The sequence below is a fragment of the Streptomyces sp. SID4985 genome, assembly GCF_009863025.1.
GTDB lineage: Bacteria > Actinomycetota > Actinomycetes > Streptomycetales > Streptomycetaceae > Streptomyces.
In genome coordinates this window covers 1-14,818 of the sequence record NZ_WWIR01000628.1, presented here as the reverse complement: position 1 = coordinate 14,818, position 14,818 = coordinate 1, and the positions used below count along the sequence as shown (strand labels likewise).

Annotated in this window: 27 protein-coding genes; all 27 read left to right on the top strand. The window is 66.0% G+C overall.

Going from position 1 to position 14,818, the window contains the following annotated elements; all coding sequences use genetic code 11:
- Window positions 1-2 precede the first annotated feature (2 nt).
- The 27 genes from rplD (at window position 3) to GTW40_RS26760 (ending at window position 14,770) form a co-directional block, all read left to right on the top strand.
- On the top strand, window positions 3-659 hold the full coding sequence (gene rplD, locus GTW40_RS26890; RefSeq protein WP_018543907.1) for a 50S ribosomal protein L4: 657 nt from the start codon (window positions 3-5) through the stop codon (window positions 657-659).
- Window positions 659-1,078 carry a 50S ribosomal protein L23 gene (gene rplW / locus GTW40_RS26885; protein ID WP_161182740.1) on the top strand — a complete coding sequence of 140 codons (420 nt, stop codon included), beginning with the start codon at window positions 659-661 and terminating at the stop codon, window positions 1,076-1,078. Before rplD ends, rplW begins: the two co-directional genes overlap by 1 nt.
- Before the next feature lie 40 nt (window positions 1,079-1,118).
- Complete coding sequence (gene rplB, locus GTW40_RS26880) at window positions 1,119-1,955, top strand: 50S ribosomal protein L2 (protein WP_161182739.1); 837 nt, start codon at window positions 1,119-1,121, stop codon at window positions 1,953-1,955.
- Between the two features lie 12 nt (window positions 1,956-1,967).
- Window positions 1,968-2,249 (top strand): 30S ribosomal protein S19, encoded by a 282-nt coding sequence (gene rpsS, locus GTW40_RS26875; protein ID WP_018543910.1) that lies wholly within the window; start codon window positions 1,968-1,970, stop codon window positions 2,247-2,249.
- Between the two features lie 44 nt (window positions 2,250-2,293).
- A complete protein-coding gene (gene rplV / locus GTW40_RS26870; RefSeq protein WP_019329637.1) occupies window positions 2,294-2,641 on the top strand; it encodes a 50S ribosomal protein L22 in 348 nt (115 codons plus the stop codon).
- Window positions 2,641-3,471 (top strand): 30S ribosomal protein S3, encoded by an 831-nt coding sequence (rpsC, locus tag GTW40_RS26865; RefSeq protein WP_030317320.1) that lies wholly within the window; start codon window positions 2,641-2,643, stop codon window positions 3,469-3,471. Before rplV ends, rpsC begins: the two co-directional genes overlap by 1 nt.
- Before the next feature lie 5 nt (window positions 3,472-3,476).
- Window positions 3,477-3,896 carry a 50S ribosomal protein L16 gene (gene rplP / locus GTW40_RS26860; RefSeq protein WP_161182738.1) on the top strand — a complete coding sequence of 140 codons (420 nt, stop codon included), beginning with the start codon at window positions 3,477-3,479 and terminating at the stop codon, window positions 3,894-3,896.
- Window positions 3,896-4,120, top strand: a complete 225-nt coding sequence (gene rpmC / locus GTW40_RS26855) for a 50S ribosomal protein L29 (RefSeq protein ID WP_007494763.1) — start codon at window positions 3,896-3,898, stop codon at window positions 4,118-4,120. The genes rplP and rpmC overlap by 1 nt, the downstream gene beginning before the upstream one ends.
- Window positions 4,120-4,404: a 30S ribosomal protein S17 gene (gene rpsQ / locus GTW40_RS26850; protein ID WP_018543912.1), complete on the top strand. Its 285-nt coding sequence runs from the start codon at window positions 4,120-4,122 to the stop codon at window positions 4,402-4,404. The genes rpmC and rpsQ overlap by 1 nt, the downstream gene beginning before the upstream one ends.
- Before the next feature lie 126 nt (window positions 4,405-4,530).
- Window positions 4,531-4,899 carry a 50S ribosomal protein L14 gene (gene rplN / locus GTW40_RS26845; protein ID WP_003998823.1) on the top strand — a complete coding sequence of 123 codons (369 nt, stop codon included), beginning with the start codon at window positions 4,531-4,533 and terminating at the stop codon, window positions 4,897-4,899.
- A gap of 2 nt (window positions 4,900-4,901) precedes the next feature.
- Window positions 4,902-5,225 carry a 50S ribosomal protein L24 gene (gene rplX, locus GTW40_RS26840; protein WP_018543913.1) on the top strand — a complete coding sequence of 108 codons (324 nt, stop codon included), beginning with the start codon at window positions 4,902-4,904 and terminating at the stop codon, window positions 5,223-5,225.
- Entirely contained in the window at window positions 5,222-5,779 is a 558-nt protein-coding gene (rplE, locus tag GTW40_RS26835) for a 50S ribosomal protein L5 (RefSeq protein ID WP_161182766.1), read from the top strand. The genes rplX and rplE overlap by 4 nt, the downstream gene beginning before the upstream one ends.
- A gap of 5 nt (window positions 5,780-5,784) precedes the next feature.
- The gene (locus tag GTW40_RS26830; RefSeq protein ID WP_003948630.1) at window positions 5,785-5,970 is read left to right on the top strand and encodes a type Z 30S ribosomal protein S14; all 186 of its coding nucleotides are present in this window, start codon (window positions 5,785-5,787) and stop codon (window positions 5,968-5,970) included.
- Window positions 5,971-6,179: 209 nt separating this feature from the next.
- Window positions 6,180-6,578: a 30S ribosomal protein S8 gene (gene rpsH / locus GTW40_RS26825; RefSeq protein ID WP_026248232.1), complete on the top strand. Its 399-nt coding sequence runs from the start codon at window positions 6,180-6,182 to the stop codon at window positions 6,576-6,578.
- Between the two features lie 24 nt (window positions 6,579-6,602).
- Window positions 6,603-7,142: a 50S ribosomal protein L6 gene (gene rplF / locus GTW40_RS26820; protein ID WP_161182737.1), complete on the top strand. Its 540-nt coding sequence runs from the start codon at window positions 6,603-6,605 to the stop codon at window positions 7,140-7,142.
- A gap of 3 nt (window positions 7,143-7,145) precedes the next feature.
- The gene (rplR, locus tag GTW40_RS26815) at window positions 7,146-7,529 is read left to right on the top strand and encodes a 50S ribosomal protein L18 (protein WP_018543917.1); all 384 of its coding nucleotides are present in this window, start codon (window positions 7,146-7,148) and stop codon (window positions 7,527-7,529) included.
- Window positions 7,530-7,593: 64 nt separating this feature from the next.
- Window positions 7,594-8,199, top strand: a complete 606-nt coding sequence (gene rpsE, locus GTW40_RS26810; RefSeq protein WP_007494753.1) for a 30S ribosomal protein S5 — start codon at window positions 7,594-7,596, stop codon at window positions 8,197-8,199.
- Window positions 8,199-8,381, top strand: coding sequence for a 50S ribosomal protein L30 (rpmD, locus tag GTW40_RS26805; protein ID WP_003974250.1), 183 nt, complete (start codon window positions 8,199-8,201; stop codon window positions 8,379-8,381). The genes rpsE and rpmD overlap by 1 nt, the downstream gene beginning before the upstream one ends.
- Before the next feature lie 2 nt (window positions 8,382-8,383).
- Complete coding sequence (rplO, locus tag GTW40_RS26800) at window positions 8,384-8,839, top strand: 50S ribosomal protein L15 (protein ID WP_161182736.1); 456 nt, start codon at window positions 8,384-8,386, stop codon at window positions 8,837-8,839.
- 187 nt (window positions 8,840-9,026) lie between these two features.
- Window positions 9,027-10,340, top strand: a complete 1,314-nt coding sequence (gene secY / locus GTW40_RS26795; protein WP_161182735.1) for a preprotein translocase subunit SecY — start codon at window positions 9,027-9,029, stop codon at window positions 10,338-10,340.
- Window positions 10,340-11,005 carry an adenylate kinase gene (locus GTW40_RS26790; RefSeq protein WP_161182734.1) on the top strand — a complete coding sequence of 222 codons (666 nt, stop codon included), beginning with the start codon at window positions 10,340-10,342 and terminating at the stop codon, window positions 11,003-11,005. The genes secY and GTW40_RS26790 overlap by 1 nt, the downstream gene beginning before the upstream one ends.
- A 99-nt stretch (window positions 11,006-11,104) precedes the next feature.
- Entirely contained in the window at window positions 11,105-11,941 is an 837-nt protein-coding gene (map, locus tag GTW40_RS26785) for a type I methionyl aminopeptidase (RefSeq protein ID WP_161182733.1), read from the top strand.
- 244 nt (window positions 11,942-12,185) lie between these two features.
- Window positions 12,186-12,407: a translation initiation factor IF-1 gene (gene infA / locus GTW40_RS26780; RefSeq protein ID WP_004927214.1), complete on the top strand. Its 222-nt coding sequence runs from the start codon at window positions 12,186-12,188 to the stop codon at window positions 12,405-12,407.
- Between the two features lie 59 nt (window positions 12,408-12,466).
- A complete protein-coding gene (gene rpmJ / locus GTW40_RS26775) occupies window positions 12,467-12,580 on the top strand; it encodes a 50S ribosomal protein L36 (protein ID WP_003998809.1) in 114 nt (37 codons plus the stop codon).
- 185 nt (window positions 12,581-12,765) lie between these two features.
- On the top strand, window positions 12,766-13,146 hold the full coding sequence (gene rpsM / locus GTW40_RS26770) for a 30S ribosomal protein S13 (protein WP_020132619.1): 381 nt from the start codon (window positions 12,766-12,768) through the stop codon (window positions 13,144-13,146).
- Window positions 13,147-13,215: 69 nt separating this feature from the next.
- Window positions 13,216-13,620, top strand: coding sequence for a 30S ribosomal protein S11 (gene rpsK / locus GTW40_RS26765; protein WP_003956432.1), 405 nt, complete (start codon window positions 13,216-13,218; stop codon window positions 13,618-13,620).
- Between the two features lie 127 nt (window positions 13,621-13,747).
- Window positions 13,748-14,770 carry a DNA-directed RNA polymerase subunit alpha gene (locus GTW40_RS26760; protein WP_161182732.1) on the top strand — a complete coding sequence of 341 codons (1,023 nt, stop codon included), beginning with the start codon at window positions 13,748-13,750 and terminating at the stop codon, window positions 14,768-14,770.
- Window positions 14,771-14,818: the final 48 nt, after the last annotated feature.

The following is a 14,818-nucleotide window of genomic DNA, read 5'->3' as shown; positions in this document are numbered from 1 at the left end:
CTATGAGCACCATTGACATCCTGTCGCCCTCCGGCGACAACGCCGGGACCGTCGAGCTCCCGGCCGAGATCTTCGACGTCGAGAAGATCAGCATTCCGCTGCTTCACCAGGTCGTCGTCGCGCAGCTGGCCGCGGCCCGTCAGGGCACGCACAAGGTCAAGAGCCGTGGCGAGGTCCGTGGTGGCGGTAGGAAGCCTTACCGCCAGAAGGGCACCGGCCGCGCGCGCCAGGGTTCGACCCGTGCGCCGCAGTTCGCCGGCGGTGGCGTCGTCCACGGCCCCACGCCGCGTGACTACTCGCAGCGGACCCCGAAGAAGATGAAGGCCGCGGCCCTGCGCCACGCCCTCACCGACCGGGCCCGCAACGCTCGCATCCACGTCGTCACCGGCGTGGTCGAGGGTGCGACCCCCTCCACCAAGGCCGCGAAGAGCTTCCTCGGCAAGATCAGCGAGCGCAAGAACGTGCTCCTGGTCATCGAGCGCTCCGACGAGGCCGCGCTGCTTTCCGCGCGCAACCTGCCCCAGGTCCACATCCTGGAGCCGGGCCAGCTGAACACGTACGACGTTCTCGTCTCGGACGACGTGGTCTTCACCCAGGCCGCGTTCGAGTCCTTCGTGTCTGGCCCCAAGGCCGCTGACACCGAAGGGAGCGAAGCCTGATGGCTACGCGTCACCCGAGCATCGCCTCGAAGGCCGCCAAGGCCGCCAAGGCCGCGCGCGTCGCCAAGGCGAAGCGCCACGCCACCGAGGGCAAGAACACGGTCGAGACCCCGCTGAGCAAGTCGTACACGGACCCCCGTGACGTCCTGCTGAAGCCGGTCGTCTCGGAGAAGAGCTACTCGCTCATCGACGAGAACAAGTACACGTTCATCGTCGACCCGAACGCCAACAAGACCCAGATCAAGCAGGCCGTCCAGGCGGTCTTCGACGTCAAGGTCACCGGGGTCAACACGATCAACCGCCAGGGCAAGCGCAAGCGCACGAAGACCGGCTTCGGTCAGCGTGCCGCCACCAAGCGCGCGATCGTGACCCTCGCCGAGGGCGACCGTATCGACATCTTCGGCGGTCCGACCGCCTAAGGGCGGTCTGGATCGTCCGATATCGGACGAGGACTGAGAAATGGGAATCCGCAAGTACAAGCCGACTACGCCGGGCCGTCGTGGCGCCAGCGTCGCCGACTTCGTCGAGGTCACGCGGTCCACGCCGGAGAAGTCGCTGGTCCGCCCGCTGCACAGCAAGGGCGGCCGTAACAACGCCGGTCGTGTGACCGTTCGCCACCAGGGTGGCGGACACAAGCGCGCCTACCGAGTGATCGACTTCCGTCGTCACGACAAGGACGGCGTGCCGGCGAAGGTCGCGCACATCGAGTACGACCCCAACCGCACCGCGCGCATCGCGCTGCTGCACTACGCCGACGGCGAGAAGCGCTACATCCTCGCCCCGCGCAACCTGCAGCAGGGTGACCGCGTCGAGAACGGTCCCGGGGCCGACATCAAGCCGGGCAACAACCTGGCCATCCGCAACATCCCGGTCGGTACCACGATCCACGCGATCGAGCTCCGTCCCGGTGGCGGTGCCAAGTTCGCCCGTTCCGCTGGTGCCTCCGTGCAGCTGCTGGCGAAGGAGGGCTCCATGGCCCACCTCCGCATGCCCTCCGGTGAGATCCGCCTGGTCGACGTGCGCTGCCGCGCCACCGTCGGCGAGGTCGGCAACGCCGAGCAGAGCAACATCAACTGGGGTAAGGCCGGCCGTAAGCGGTGGCTGGGCGTTCGCCCGACCGTCCGTGGTGTGGTCATGAACCCGGTTGACCACCCGCACGGTGGTGGTGAGGGCCGGACCTCCGGTGGTCGCCACCCTGTGTCCCCGTGGGGCAAGAAGGAAGGCCGTACTCGTTCGCCCAAGAAGGCGTCGAACAAGTACATCGTCCGCCGCCGCAAGACGAACAAGAAGCGCTAAGGACGGGTTGAGATGCCTCGTAGCCTGAAGAAGGGGCCCTTCGTCGACGACCACCTGATCAAGAAGGTGGACGCCCAGAACGAAGCCGGCACCAAGAACGTCATCAAGACCTGGTCCCGCCGCTCGATGATCATCCCGGCGATGCTCGGACACACCCTCGCGGTGCACAACGGCAAGACCCACATCCCGGTGTTCGTCACCGAGTCGATGGTCGGCCACAAGCTCGGCGAGTTCTCGCCGACCCGCACCTTCCGGGGCCACGTCAAGGACGACCGGAAGTCGAAGCGCCGCTAGTAGCGGATCGCATTCAGACACGTAAGTAACTGAGAGGGACAACCATGGAAGCCAGGGCCCAGGCGCGGTACATCCGCGTTACGCCCATGAAGGCCCGCCGCGTGGTGGACCTTATCCGTGGCATGGATGCCACGGAGGCTCAGGCTGTTCTGCGATTCGCTCCGCAGGCAGCCTCCGTGCCGGTCGGCAAGGTGCTCGACAGCGCCATCGCCAACGCCGCGCACAACTACGACCACACCGACGCCGACAGCCTCTACATCTCCGAGGCGTACGTCGACGAGGGCCCGACCCTGAAGCGGTTCCGGCCGCGTGCCCAGGGCCGTGCCTACCGGATCCGCAAGCGGACCAGCCACATCACCGTGGTCGTCAGCAGCAAGGAAGGAACCCGGTAATGGGCCAGAAGGTTAACCCGCATGGGTTCCGGCTCGGTGTCACGACCGACTTCAAGTCGCGTTGGTACGCCGACAAGCTGTACAAGGACTACGTCAAGGAAGACGTCGCCATCCGTCGGATGATGACGTCCGGCATGGAGCGCGCCGGCATCTCGAAGGTTGAGATCGAGCGCACCCGTGACCGCGTGCGTGTGGACATCCACACCGCTCGTCCGGGCATCGTCATCGGCCGCCGTGGCGCCGAGGCCGACCGCATCCGCGGTGACCTCGAGAAGCTCACGGGCAAGCAGGTCCAGCTGAACATCCTCGAGGTCAAGAACCCCGAGACCGACGCTCAGCTGGTTGCCCAGGCCGTCGCCGAGCAGCTCTCCTCCCGCGTCTCCTTCCGTCGGGCCATGCGTAAGAGCATGCAGTCCGCCATGAAGGCCGGCGCCAAGGGCATCAAGATCCAGTGCGGTGGCCGCCTCGGTGGCGCCGAGATGTCCCGCTCGGAGTTCTACCGCGAGGGCCGTGTGCCCCTGCACACGCTCCGCGCGAACGTGGACTACGGCTTCTTCGAGGCCAAGACGACCTTCGGCCGCATCGGCGTGAAGGTCTGGATCTACAAGGGCGACGTCAAGAACATCGCCGAGGTCCGCGCCGAGAACGCTGCGGCCCGTGCGGGTAACCGCCCGGCCCGTGGCGGCGCCGACCGCCCGGCCCGTGGTGGCCGCGGTGGCGAGCGTGGCGGTCGCGGTCGTAAGCCGCAGCAGGCTGCCGGCGCCGAGGCCCCCAAGGCCGAGGCTCCCGCCGCCGCCGCTCCGGCTGAGAGCACCGGAACGGAGGCCTGACCGACATGCTGATCCCCCGTAGGGTCAAGCACCGCAAGCAGCACCACCCGAAGCGCCGTGGTCAGGCCAAGGGCGGTACGCAGGTCGCGTTCGGCGAGTACGGCATTCAGGCCCTCACGCCGGCGTACGTGACCAACCGCCAGATCGAGGCGGCCCGTATCGCGATGACCCGCCACATCAAGCGTGGCGGCAAGGTCTGGATCAACATCTACCCGGACCGCCCGCTCACGAAGAAGCCTGCCGAGACCCGCATGGGTTCCGGTAAGGGTTCTCCGGAGTGGTGGATCGCGAACGTGCACCCGGGCCGGGTCATGTTCGAGCTGTCCTACCCCAACGAGAAGATTGCGCGTGAGGCCCTCACTCGTGCGGCCCACAAGCTGCCGATGAAGTGCCGGATCGTCAAGCGCGAGGCAGGTGAAGCGTGATGTCGGCCGGTACCAAGGCGTCCGAGCTGCGCGAGCTGGGCAACGAGGAGCTTCTTGCGAAGCTCCGCGAGGCCAAGGAAGAGCTGTTCAACCTCCGCTTCCAGGCGGCGACTGGTCAGCTCGAGAACCACGGCCGTCTGAAGGCGGTCCGCAAGGACATCGCGCGGATCTACACCCTGATGCGCGAGCGTGAGCTGGGCATCGAAACGGTGGAGAACGCCTGATGAGCGAGAAGAACGTGACTGAGAACGCAGAGGCCCGCGGCTTCCGCAAGACCCGTGAGGGTCTCGTCGTCAGCGACAAGATGGACAAGACCGTCGTCGTCGCCGTCGAGGACCGCGTGAAGCACGCGCTGTACGGCAAGGTCATCCGCCGTACGAACAAGCTCAAGGCGCACGACGAGCAGAACGCCGCGGGTGTCGGCGACCGTGTCCTCCTCATGGAGACCCGGCCGCTGTCCGCGACGAAGCGCTGGCGCGTCGTCGAGATCCTCGAGAAGGCCAAGTAATTCCCGCGAGGGAGTTGCTGAAGCAAGGTATTCCTGCGGGGTAAATCCGCAGGTCGTTCCGCCAGGCTCGGTCGGGGTCCTTCACCGGACCCCGGCCGGGAACCGGCAGACAAACAGGAGATAGACGTGATCCAGCAGGAGTCGCGACTGCGTGTCGCCGACAACACTGGTGCGAAGGAAATCCTTTGCATCCGTGTGCTCGGTGGCTCCGGTCGCCGCTACGCGGGCATCGGTGACGTCATCGTCGCCACCGTCAAGGACGCGATCCCCGGCGGCAACGTGAAGAAGGGTGACGTCGTCAAGGCGGTCATCGTTCGCACCGTCAAGGAGCGCCGCCGTCCCGACGGCTCGTACATCCGCTTCGACGAGAACGCCGCCGTCATTCTGAAGAACGACGGCGACCCTCGCGGCACCCGTATCTTCGGCCCTGTCGGCCGTGAGCTGCGCGAGAAGAAGTTCATGAAGATCATCTCGCTCGCGCCGGAGGTGCTGTAAGCATGAAGATCAAGAAGGGCGACCTGGTCCAGGTCATCACCGGTAAGGACAAGGGCAAGCAGGGCAAGGTCATTGCCGCTTACCCGCGCGACGAGCGCGTCCTGGTCGAGGGTGTCAACCGGGTCAAGAAGCACACCAAGGCCGGCCCGACCGCCAGCGGCTCCCAGGCCGGCGGCATCGTGACCACCGAGGCCCCCATCCACGTGTCCAACGTTCAGCTGGTCGTGGAGAAGGACGGCAACAAGGTCGTCACGCGCGTCGGTTACCGCTTCGACGACGAGGGCAACAAGATCCGCGTTGCCAAGCGGACGGGTGAGGACATCTGATGACTACCACCACTCCGCGTCTGAAGCAGAAGTACCGCGAGGAGATCGCGGGCAAGCTGCGTGACGAGTTCAAGTACGAGAACGTCATGCAGATCCCCGGTCTCGTCAAGATCGTGGTCAACATGGGTGTCGGCGACGCCGCCCGTGACTCGAAGCTCATGGACGGTGCCGTCCGTGACCTGACCACCATCACCGGTCAGAAGCCGGCCATCACCAAGGCCCGCAAGTCCATCGCGCAGTTCAAGCTGCGCGAGGGTCAGCCGATCGGTGCCCACGTCACGCTCCGTGGCGACCGCATGTGGGAGTTCCTGGACCGCACCCTGTCGCTCGCGCTCCCGCGCATCCGCGACTTCCGTGGTCTGTCCCCCAAGCAGTTCGACGGCCGTGGCAACTACACCTTCGGTCTCACGGAGCAGGTCATGTTCCACGAGATCGACCAGGACAAGATCGACCGTACCCGGGGTATGGACATCACCGTGGTCACCACGGCGACCAACGACGCTGAGGGCCGCGCGCTCCTTCGTCACCTCGGCTTCCCGTTCAAGGAGGCGTGAGCGAGATGGCGAAGAAGGCTCTTATTGCCAAGGCTGCTCGCAAGCCCAAGTTCGGTGTGCGTGGCTACACGCGCTGCCAGCGCTGCGGCCGTCCGCACTCCGTGTACCGCAAGTTCGGCCTCTGCCGCGTGTGCCTTCGTGAGATGGCTCACCGTGGCGAGCTGCCGGGCGTGACCAAGAGCTCCTGGTAATCCCCTAATTCGGGATTCCTGAAGCTCTCGGTAAGCATCTGGGTCGACAGAGGCCCTTCCCCGCATGCCGTAGGCTAGCGGGGTTGGGCGTCTGTCGCCCGTACGACTTACTACGCCGTAGGTCCACCGCGCCGCACCCGCCCCGTCTCGGATCGGGGAGAGGGATGGCGCACCAGGAAACCCCGGCGAGAGAGGCCGAAGGCCAATTCATGACCATGACTGATCCGATCGCAGACATGCTTACGCGTCTGCGTAACGCGAACTCGGCATACCACGACTCCGTGACGATGCCGGCGTCGAAGATCAAGTCTCACATCGCGGAGATCCTCCAGCAGGAGGGCTTCATCACCGGCTGGAAGACCGAGGACGCCGAGGTTGGCAAGAACCTCGTCCTCGAGCTGAAGTTCGGTCCGAACCGTGAGCGCTCCATCGCGGGCATCAAGCGGATCTCGAAGCCCGGTCTCCGGGTCTACGCGAAGTCCACCAACCTGCCCAAGGTGCTGGGTGGCCTCGGCGTGGCGATCATCTCCACGTCTCACGGGCTCCTCACCGACAAGCAGGCCGGCAAGAAGGGCGTAGGCGGAGAAGTTCTCGCCTACGTCTGGTAACGGAAGGGAACGGAGGAAACAGCTATGTCGCGTATTGGCAAGCTCCCCATCACGGTTCCCGCCGGCGTGGACGTCACCATCGACGGCCGTACGGTCAAGGTCAAGGGCCCCAAGGGCGAACTGACCCACACCGTCGTGGCGCCGATCGACATCGCCAAGGGTGAGGACGGCGTTCTGAACGTCACCCGCCCCAACGACGAGCGTCAGAACAAGGCCCTGCACGGCCTGTCCCGCACGCTGGTGGCGAACATGATCACCGGCGTGACCCAGGGTTACGTGAAGAAGCTCGAGATCAGCGGTGTCGGTTACCGAGTGACCGCCAAGGGTTCGAACCTCGAGTTCGCGCTCGGCTACAGCCACCCGATCGTCGTCGAGGCCCCCGAGGGCATCTCCTTCAAGGTCGAGAACCCCACCCGGTTCTCGGTCGAGGGCATCGACAAGCAGAAGGTCGGCGAGGTTGCGGCCAACATCCGCAAGCTGCGCAAGCCCGACCCGTACAAGGCCAAGGGCGTCAAGTACGAGGGCGAAGTCATCCGCCGCAAGGTCGGAAAGGCGGGTAAGTAAGCCATGGCATACGGACAGAAGATCCTCAAGGGCGACGCCTACAAGCGCGCCGCGATCAAGCGTCGCCACATCCGGATCCGCAAGCACATCTCGGGTACGGCTGAGCGTCCGCGTCTCGTCGTGACGCGCTCGAACCGCCACATCGTGGCCCAGGTCATCGACGACATCAAGGGTCACACCCTGGCGTCGGCGTCGACCCTGGACGCCTCGATCCGCGGTGGCGAGAGCGACAAGTCCGCGCAGGCCAAGTCCGTCGGCGCCCTGGTCGCCGAGCGCGCCAAGGCCGCCGGTGTCGAGGCTGTCGTATTCGACCGTGGTGGCAACCAGTACGCCGGGCGCATCGCCGCCCTGGCGGACGCCGCCCGCGAAGCCGGACTCAAGTTCTGAGTCCCCGTCGCGCAGCGACTTGTGTCACTGCGTAGCTAGCGGAAAACAGAGAGAGGTAATTCCAATGGCTGGACCCCAGCGCCGCGGTGGCGGTGCCGGTGGCGGCGAGCGGCGGGACCGGAAGGGCCGTGACGGCGGCGCAGCTGCCGCCGAGAAGACCGCGTACGTTGAGCGCGTTGTCGCGATCAACCGCGTCGCCAAGGTTGTGAAGGGTGGTCGTCGCTTCAGCTTCACCGCGCTGGTCGTGGTGGGCGACGGTGACGGCACCGTGGGTGTCGGTTACGGCAAGGCCAAGGAGGTGCCGGCCGCCATCGCCAAGGGTGTTGAGGAGGCCAAGAAGCACTTCTTCAAGGTCCCCCGTATCCAGGGCACCATCCCGCACCCCATCCAGGGTGAGAAGGCTGCCGGCGTCGTCCTGCTCAAGCCCGCGTCCCCCGGTACCGGCGTTATCGCCGGTGGCCCGGTGCGTGCCGTGCTCGAGTGCGCCGGTATCCACGACATCCTGTCGAAGTCCCTGGGCTCCGACAACGCGATCAACATCGTGCACGCCACCGTGGCGGCCCTCAAGGGCCTGCAGCGTCCCGAGGAGGTCGCGGCCCGCCGTGGCCTGCCCCTCGAGGACGTCGCTCCCGCGGCTCTGCTGCGTGCGCGTGCCGGGGCTGGTGCGTAATGGCGCAGCTCAAGATCACGCAGGTCAAGTCCTACATCGGCAGCAAGCAGAACCACCGTGACACCCTGCGTTCCCTTGGTCTCAAGGGCATCAACACGCAGGTCGTCAAGGAGGACCGCCCCGAGTTCCGCGGCATGGTGCACACCGTCCGCCACCTCGTGACGGTCGAGGAGGTCGACTGATCATGGGTGAGCAGAACCCGCTCAAGATCCACAACCTCCGTCCCGCCCCGGGCGCCAAGACCGCCAAGACCCGTGTGGGTCGTGGTGAGGCGTCGAAGGGTAAGACGGCCGGTCGTGGTACCAAGGGTACGAAGGCCCGTTACCAGGTTCCGGAGCGCTTCGAGGGTGGCCAGATGCCCCTCCACATGCGTCTCCCGAAGCTGAAGGGCTTCAAGAACCCGTTCAAGACCGAGTTCCAGGTCGTGAACCTCGACAAGCTGGCCTCGCTCTACCCCGAGGGTGGCGAAGTCACCGTCGAGGGTCTGGTGGCCAAGGGTGCCGTTCGCAAGAACAGCCTCGTCAAGGTCCTCGGCCAGGGCGAGATCTCCGTGGCGCTGCAGGTGACGGTGGACGCCGTCTCCGACTCCGCCAAGGAGAAGATCACCGCCGCCGGCGGTACGGTCACCGAGCTGGTCTGAGTCCCTCAGGTCTCTCGATGACATAGACGATCCCGACCGGGGATACCTCACAATGAGGTATCCCCGGTTGGTCGTTCCTAGGGGGGCAGTGTCGCCGGTAAGGTGGCCTGCACTGTTCTTTTTCGTATTCGTCGAACCTCTAGACCGTCACCCTTGACGCAGTTGCGCGGGGGTCGCAGGAGGCACCGTGCTCACCGCGTTCGCCCGGGCGTTCAGGACGCCCGACCTGCGCAAGAAGCTGCTCTTCACGCTGGGCATCATCGTGGTCTACCGGGTCGGTACCCACATCCCGATCCCCGGCGTCAATTACAAGGCCGTCCAGACCTGCGTGACCGAGGCGTCCGGCAATCAGGGCCTCTTCGGACTGGTCAACATGTTCAGCGGTGGCGCGCTGCTGCAGATCACGATCTTCGCCCTCGGCATCATGCCGTACATCACGGCGAGCATCATTCTTCAGCTGCTCACCGTGGTGATTCCGCGTCTGGAGGCCCTCAAGAAGGAGGGGCAGTCCGGCACGGCGAAGATCACGCAGTACACGCGTTATCTGACCGTGGCGCTCGCCATCCTCCAGGGCACCGGCCTGGTCGCCACCGCCCGCACGGGCGCGCTGTTCAGCGGCTGCACCGCCGCCGGGAGCATCGTCCCGGACCCGTCCATCTTCGTCACGATCACCATGGTGATCTGCATGACCGCCGGTACCTGTGTCGTCATGTGGCTCGGTGAGCTGATCACCGACCGCGGTATCGGCAACGGCATGTCGATCCTGATGTTCATCTCGATCGCCGCGACCTTCCCGTCCGCGCTGTGGGCCATCAAGAAGCAGGGCACCCTGGCCGACGGCTGGATCGAGTTCGGCACCGTCATCCTGGTGGGCCTGGTCATGGTCGCGCTCGTCGTCTTCGTGGAGCAGGCCCAGCGCCGTATCCCGGTGCAGTACGCGAAGCGCATGATCGGCCGCCGGTCCTACGGCGGCACCTCGACGTACATCCCGCTCAAGGTGAACCAGGCCGGTGTCATCCCGGTCATCTTCGCCTCGTCGCTGCTCTACATCCCGGCCCTGGTCGCGCAGTTCGCGGGCGGGAACTCGGGTTGGAAGCAGTGGGTCGAGACGAACCTCACCAAGGGCACCCACCCGGTCTACATCACGCTGTACTTCCTGTTGATCGTGTTCTTCGCGTTCTTCTACGTGGCCATCTCGTTCAACCCCGAGGAAGTCGCGGACAACATGAAGAAGTATGGTGGCTTCATCCCGGGCATCCGGGCTGGCCGACCGACCGCTGAGTACCTCAGCTACGTGCTCAACCGGATCACCTGGCCGGGTTCGCTGTATCTGGGTCTGATCGCTCTTGTGCCGACGATGGCGTTGGCCGGCTTCGGGGCAAGCCAGAACTTCCCGTTCGGCGGGACCAGCATCCTCATCATCGTGGGTGTCGGCCTGGAGACCGTGAAGCAGATCGAGAGCCAGCTCCAGCAGCGCAATTACGAAGGGTTCCTCCGCTGATGCGTATCGTCCTCGTCGGGCCGCCCGGTGCCGGTAAGGGAACGCAAGCCGTCCGCCTCGCCGAGACTCTGTCCGTCCCGCACATCTCCACGGGCGACCTGTTCCGCGCCAACATCAGTCGGCAGACGGAGCTGGGCAAACTCGCGAAGTCCTTCATGGACGCCGGAAACCTCGTACCCGACGAGGTCACGATCGCGATGGCCAAGGACCGCATGGAGCAGCCGGACGCCGAGGGCGGCTTCCTGCTCGACGGCTTCCCGCGCAACGTCTCGCAGGCCGAGGCGCTGGACGAGCTGCTGCGCGGCGAGGGCATCAAGCTCGACGCGGTGCTGGACCTTGAGGTCCCGGAGGACGAGGTCGTCAAGCGGATCGCCGGCCGGCGCATCTGCCGCAACGACTCCTCGCACGTCTTCCACGTGACGTACAGCCCGTCGAAGCAGGAGAACGTCTGCGACGTCTGCGGCGGCGAGCTGTACCAGCGCGACGACGACACCGAGGACACGGTTCGCAAGCGCCTCGAGGTGTACCACACGCAGACCGAGCCGATCATCGACTACTACCGGTCCCAGGGCCTGGTCGTGACGATCTCCTCGCTCGGTCCGGTGGACGAGATCACCGAGCGCGCGCTGGCCGCCCTGAAGAGCGAGCAGAGCGAGAACGAGTAACAAGCGGTACCTACCGGCCGCGGTGTCCCTCAGGGGCGCCGCGGCCGTAGTGTTGTGTCCCTAACCCCAGTCGATGAGTGACGGAGAGCGCAGGCCCCCATGGTGCAGATCAAGACCCCCGAGCAGATCGCCAAGATGCGTGCGGCGGGGCTGGTCGTCGCCGCGATCCACGCGGCCACCCGTGAGGCGGCGGTGCCCGGCGCCACCACGCGCGACCTGGACCAGGTCGCCCGCAAGGTGCTCGACGAGCACGGCGCCAAGTCGAACTTCCTGGGCTACGGCGGCTTCCCCGCGACGATCTGCACCTCGGCCAACGAGGTCGTCGTCCACGGCATCCCCTCCGACGACGTCGTCCTCAAGGACGGCGACATCATCTCCATCGACTGCGGCGCGATCGTCGACGGCTGGCACGGCGACGCGGCGTACACCGCGTTCGTCGGTTCCGGGCACGCGCCCGAGCTGATCGAGCTGTCCCGGGTCACCGAGGAGTCGATGTGGGCGGGCATCGCGGCGATGAAGCAGGGCAACCGGCTGGTGGACATCTCCCGTGCCATCGAGACGTACATCCGTCGGCAGCCGAAGCCGGGTGGCGGGCGGTACGGGATCATCGAGGACTACGGCGGCCACGGCATCGGGACCGAGATGCACATGGACCCGCATCTGCTGAACTACGTCGAGCGGCGGCGGGGTAAGGGGCCGAAGCTGGTGCCGGGGTTCTGCCTCGCCATCGAGCCGATGGTTTCTCTGGGGACGCCGCGGACCGAGGTGCTCTCCGACGACTGGACGGTCATCACCACGGATGGGACCTGGTCCTCGCACTGGGAGCACTCGGTCGCTCTCACCGAGCAGGGGCCGCTGGTGCTGACGGCGCCTGACGGGGGTAAGGCGAAGCTTGCCGAGTACGGGGTTACCGCGGCGCCGGATCCGCTGGCGTAGGGGCACAGCGACGGCGGCGAGCCCGCGCAGTGACAGCGGCGAGCCCTCGCAGACATAGTGGTGGGCCCCCTGGTGCATGATGATCTGTTGGGCAGGGCAGACTTCTGCGATTCGTGTTTTTCGGGTGCGCTGACGTAGACTGACTCGTCGGCTCTCGTGCACCCGCATGTCCTCATGCGCTCGCAGCCCGCCCTTCGGGGTAAGTGAGAGAGTCGATCAAGGTAGTCGATTCGAAGGGCGAAGCGTGGCCAAGAAGCAAGGTGCCATCGAGATCGAGGGCACTGTCGTCGAGTCTCTTCCGAACGCCATGTTCAGGGTCGAGCTCCAGAACGGCCACCAGGTTCTGGCACACATCAGCGGCAAGATGCGTATGCACTACATCCGCATCCTCCCTGACGACCGGGTCGTGGTGGAGCTGTCTCCGTACGACCTGACGCGTGGCCGGATCGTCTACCGCTACAAGTAGATCTTGCCCGCATCCCGGCAGCCGCCGGGATGATGGCACTGACCCGGAGAACCTCACCCATGAAGGTCAAGCCGAGCGTCAAGAAGATCTGCGACAAGTGCAGGGTGATCCGCCGTCACGGCCGGGTCATGGTCATCTGCGAGAACCCGCGCCACAAGCAGCGCCAGGGCTGACGCACGACCGATCCCTCTGCACCGCAGAGATTCGCGCGACGCATAGCTGAATATGTTCATACGCAGAGCCCGAGCCATCCAGCTCGACACCCTCGGTTCGGAGGCCGAGGACCCGGTTCGTACCTAGTACGGCGGCCGGGGCCCGGTTCTGTGGAAGACCTCCGAAGATCACCAGGAGCCATTGAATGGCACGCGTTTCCGGTGTTGACATCCCGCGCGAAAAGCGCGTGGAGGTCGCCCTCACCTACGTGTTCGGCATCGGCCGGACCCTGTCCCAGGAGACGCTGGCTGCGACCGGCGTCGACCCGAACACCCGCGTCCGCGACCTGAGCGAAGAGCAGCTCGTCGCGATCCGCGAGTACGTGGACGCCAACATCAAGACCGAGGGTGACCTCCGTCGCGAGATCCAGGCCGACATCCGCCGCAAGGTCGAGATCGGTTGCTACCAGGGTCTCCGTCACCGTCGTGGTCTGCCCGTCCGCGGTCAGCGCACCAGCACCAACGCCCGCACCCGCAAGGGCCCGCGTCGCGCCATCGCCGGCAAGAAGAAGCCGGGCAAGAAGTAGTCCTCAGCGGACAACGCTTCATCAGCGGTCTTCGCTGTAGGACCGACCACCTCCCCGTAGGAGTTTTAGATGCCCCCCAAGGGTCGTCAGGGCGCTGCCAAGAAGGTGCGCCGCAAGGAAAAGAAGAACGTCGCTCACGGCCACGCGCACATCAAGAGCACGTTCAACAACACGATCGTCTCCATCACGGACCCGTCGGGCAACGTGATCTCCTGGGCCTCCGCCGGCCACGTCGGCTTCAAGGGCTCCCGGAAGTCCACGCCGTTCGCCGCGCAGATGGCTGCCGAGTCGGCTGCCCGCCGCGCCCAGGAGCACGGCATGCGCAAGGTCGACGTGTTCGTGAAGGGCCCGGGTTCCGGTCGTGAGACCGCGATCCGCTCCCTGCAGGCCACGGGCCTCGAGGTCGGCTCCATCCAGGACGTCACCCCGACCCCGCACAACGGCTGCCGCCCGCCGAAGCGCCGCCGCGTCTGACGCACGGCTGCTTCTGCAGAGCTCTGGTTCCGGGCGGTACGGCACTGTAAAAGGGCCGTGCCGCCCGTACCCTTGCAGTACAAGTCGGGCGTCAAATAGTGGGCGCCCCTGACTGAAGGATCACAACATGCTGATCGCTCAGCGTCCCTCGCTGACCGAAGAGGTCGTCGACGAGTTCCGCTCCCGGTTCGTGATCGAGCCGCTGGAGCCGGGCTTCGGCTACACCCTCGGCAACTCCCTCCGCCGTACCCTCCTGTCGTCCATCCCCGGCGCCGCTGTCACCAGCATCCGCGTCGACGGCGTCCTGCACGAGTTCACCACCGTGCCGGGTGTCAAGGAAGACGTCACGGACATGATCCTCAACATCAAGCAGCTGGTCGTCTCCTCGGAGCACGACGAGCCGGTCGTGATGTACCTGCGCAAGCAGGGCCCGGGTCTGGTCACCGCCGCCGACATCGCGCCCCCGGCCGGTGTCGAGGTGCACAACCCCGACCTCGTCCTCGCCACGCTCAACGGCAAGGGCAAGCTGGAGATGGAGCTGACCGTCGAGCGCGGTCGCGGCTACGTCTCCGCCGTGCAGAACAAGCAGGTGGGCCAGGAGATCGGCCGTATCCCGGTCGACTCCATCTACTCGCCGGTTCTCAAGGTCACGTACAAGGTCGAGGCCACGCGTGTCGAGCAGCGGACCGACTTCGACAAGCTGATCGTCGACGTCGAGACCAAGCAGGCCATGCGCCCGCGCGACGCCATGGCGTCCGCCGGTAAGACCCTGGTCGAGCTGTTCGGTCTCGCCCGCGAGCTGAACATCGACGCCGAGGGCATCGACATGGGCCCGTCCCCCACGGACGCCGCCCTTGCCGCGGACCTGGCGCTGCCGATCGAGGAGCTCGAGCTCACCGTTCGGTCGTACAACTGCCTCAAGCGCGAGGGCATCCACTCCGTGGGTGAGCTCGTCGCGCGTTCCGAGGCGGACCTCCTCGACATCCGCAACTTCGGTGCGAAGTCCATCGACGAGGTCAAGGCGAAGCTGGCGGGTATGGGCCTCGCGCTCAAGGACAGCCCGCCCGGATTCGACCCGACCGCTGCCGCCGACGCGTTCGGTGCCGATGACGATGCTGACGCCGGTTTCGTGGAGACCGAGCAGTACTGATTCGGCTGCCGGTCCGTCGTGGCTGGTCGCGCAGTTCCCCGCGCCCCT

What these genes read in the sequence shown, in the direction of transcription:
- rplD (WP_018543907.1), top strand. Translation starts at nt 3, where the DNA reads ATGAGCACCATTGACATCCTGTCGCCCTCCGGCGACAACGCCGGGACC.
- rplW (WP_161182740.1), top strand. Translation starts at nt 659, where the DNA reads ATGGCTACGCGTCACCCGAGCATCGCCTCGAAGGCCGCCAAGGCCGCC.
- rplB (WP_161182739.1), top strand. Translation starts at nt 1,119, where the DNA reads ATGGGAATCCGCAAGTACAAGCCGACTACGCCGGGCCGTCGTGGCGCC.
- rpsS (WP_018543910.1), top strand. Translation starts at nt 1,968, where the DNA reads ATGCCTCGTAGCCTGAAGAAGGGGCCCTTCGTCGACGACCACCTGATC.
- rplV (WP_019329637.1), top strand. Translation starts at nt 2,294, where the DNA reads ATGGAAGCCAGGGCCCAGGCGCGGTACATCCGCGTTACGCCCATGAAG.
- rpsC (WP_030317320.1), top strand. Translation starts at nt 2,641, where the DNA reads ATGGGCCAGAAGGTTAACCCGCATGGGTTCCGGCTCGGTGTCACGACC.
- rplP (WP_161182738.1), top strand. Translation starts at nt 3,477, where the DNA reads ATGCTGATCCCCCGTAGGGTCAAGCACCGCAAGCAGCACCACCCGAAG.
- rpmC (WP_007494763.1), top strand. Translation starts at nt 3,896, where the DNA reads ATGTCGGCCGGTACCAAGGCGTCCGAGCTGCGCGAGCTGGGCAACGAG.
- rpsQ (WP_018543912.1), top strand. Translation starts at nt 4,120, where the DNA reads ATGAGCGAGAAGAACGTGACTGAGAACGCAGAGGCCCGCGGCTTCCGC.
- rplX (WP_018543913.1), top strand. Translation starts at nt 4,902, where the DNA reads ATGAAGATCAAGAAGGGCGACCTGGTCCAGGTCATCACCGGTAAGGAC.
- GTW40_RS26830 (WP_003948630.1), top strand. Translation starts at nt 5,785, where the DNA reads ATGGCGAAGAAGGCTCTTATTGCCAAGGCTGCTCGCAAGCCCAAGTTC.
- rpsH (WP_026248232.1), top strand. Translation starts at nt 6,180, where the DNA reads ATGACCATGACTGATCCGATCGCAGACATGCTTACGCGTCTGCGTAAC.
- rplF (WP_161182737.1), top strand. Translation starts at nt 6,603, where the DNA reads ATGTCGCGTATTGGCAAGCTCCCCATCACGGTTCCCGCCGGCGTGGAC.
- rplR (WP_018543917.1), top strand. Translation starts at nt 7,146, where the DNA reads ATGGCATACGGACAGAAGATCCTCAAGGGCGACGCCTACAAGCGCGCC.
- rpsE (WP_007494753.1), top strand. Translation starts at nt 7,594, where the DNA reads ATGGCTGGACCCCAGCGCCGCGGTGGCGGTGCCGGTGGCGGCGAGCGG.
- rpmD (WP_003974250.1), top strand. Translation starts at nt 8,199, where the DNA reads ATGGCGCAGCTCAAGATCACGCAGGTCAAGTCCTACATCGGCAGCAAG.
- rplO (WP_161182736.1), top strand. Translation starts at nt 8,384, where the DNA reads ATGGGTGAGCAGAACCCGCTCAAGATCCACAACCTCCGTCCCGCCCCG.
- GTW40_RS26790 (WP_161182734.1), top strand. Translation starts at nt 10,340, where the DNA reads ATGCGTATCGTCCTCGTCGGGCCGCCCGGTGCCGGTAAGGGAACGCAA.
- map (WP_161182733.1), top strand. Translation starts at nt 11,105, where the DNA reads ATGGTGCAGATCAAGACCCCCGAGCAGATCGCCAAGATGCGTGCGGCG.
- rpmJ (WP_003998809.1), top strand. Translation starts at nt 12,467, where the DNA reads ATGAAGGTCAAGCCGAGCGTCAAGAAGATCTGCGACAAGTGCAGGGTG.
- rpsM (WP_020132619.1), top strand. Translation starts at nt 12,766, where the DNA reads ATGGCACGCGTTTCCGGTGTTGACATCCCGCGCGAAAAGCGCGTGGAG.
- rpsK (WP_003956432.1), top strand. Translation starts at nt 13,216, where the DNA reads ATGCCCCCCAAGGGTCGTCAGGGCGCTGCCAAGAAGGTGCGCCGCAAG.
- GTW40_RS26760 (WP_161182732.1), top strand. Translation starts at nt 13,748, where the DNA reads ATGCTGATCGCTCAGCGTCCCTCGCTGACCGAAGAGGTCGTCGACGAG.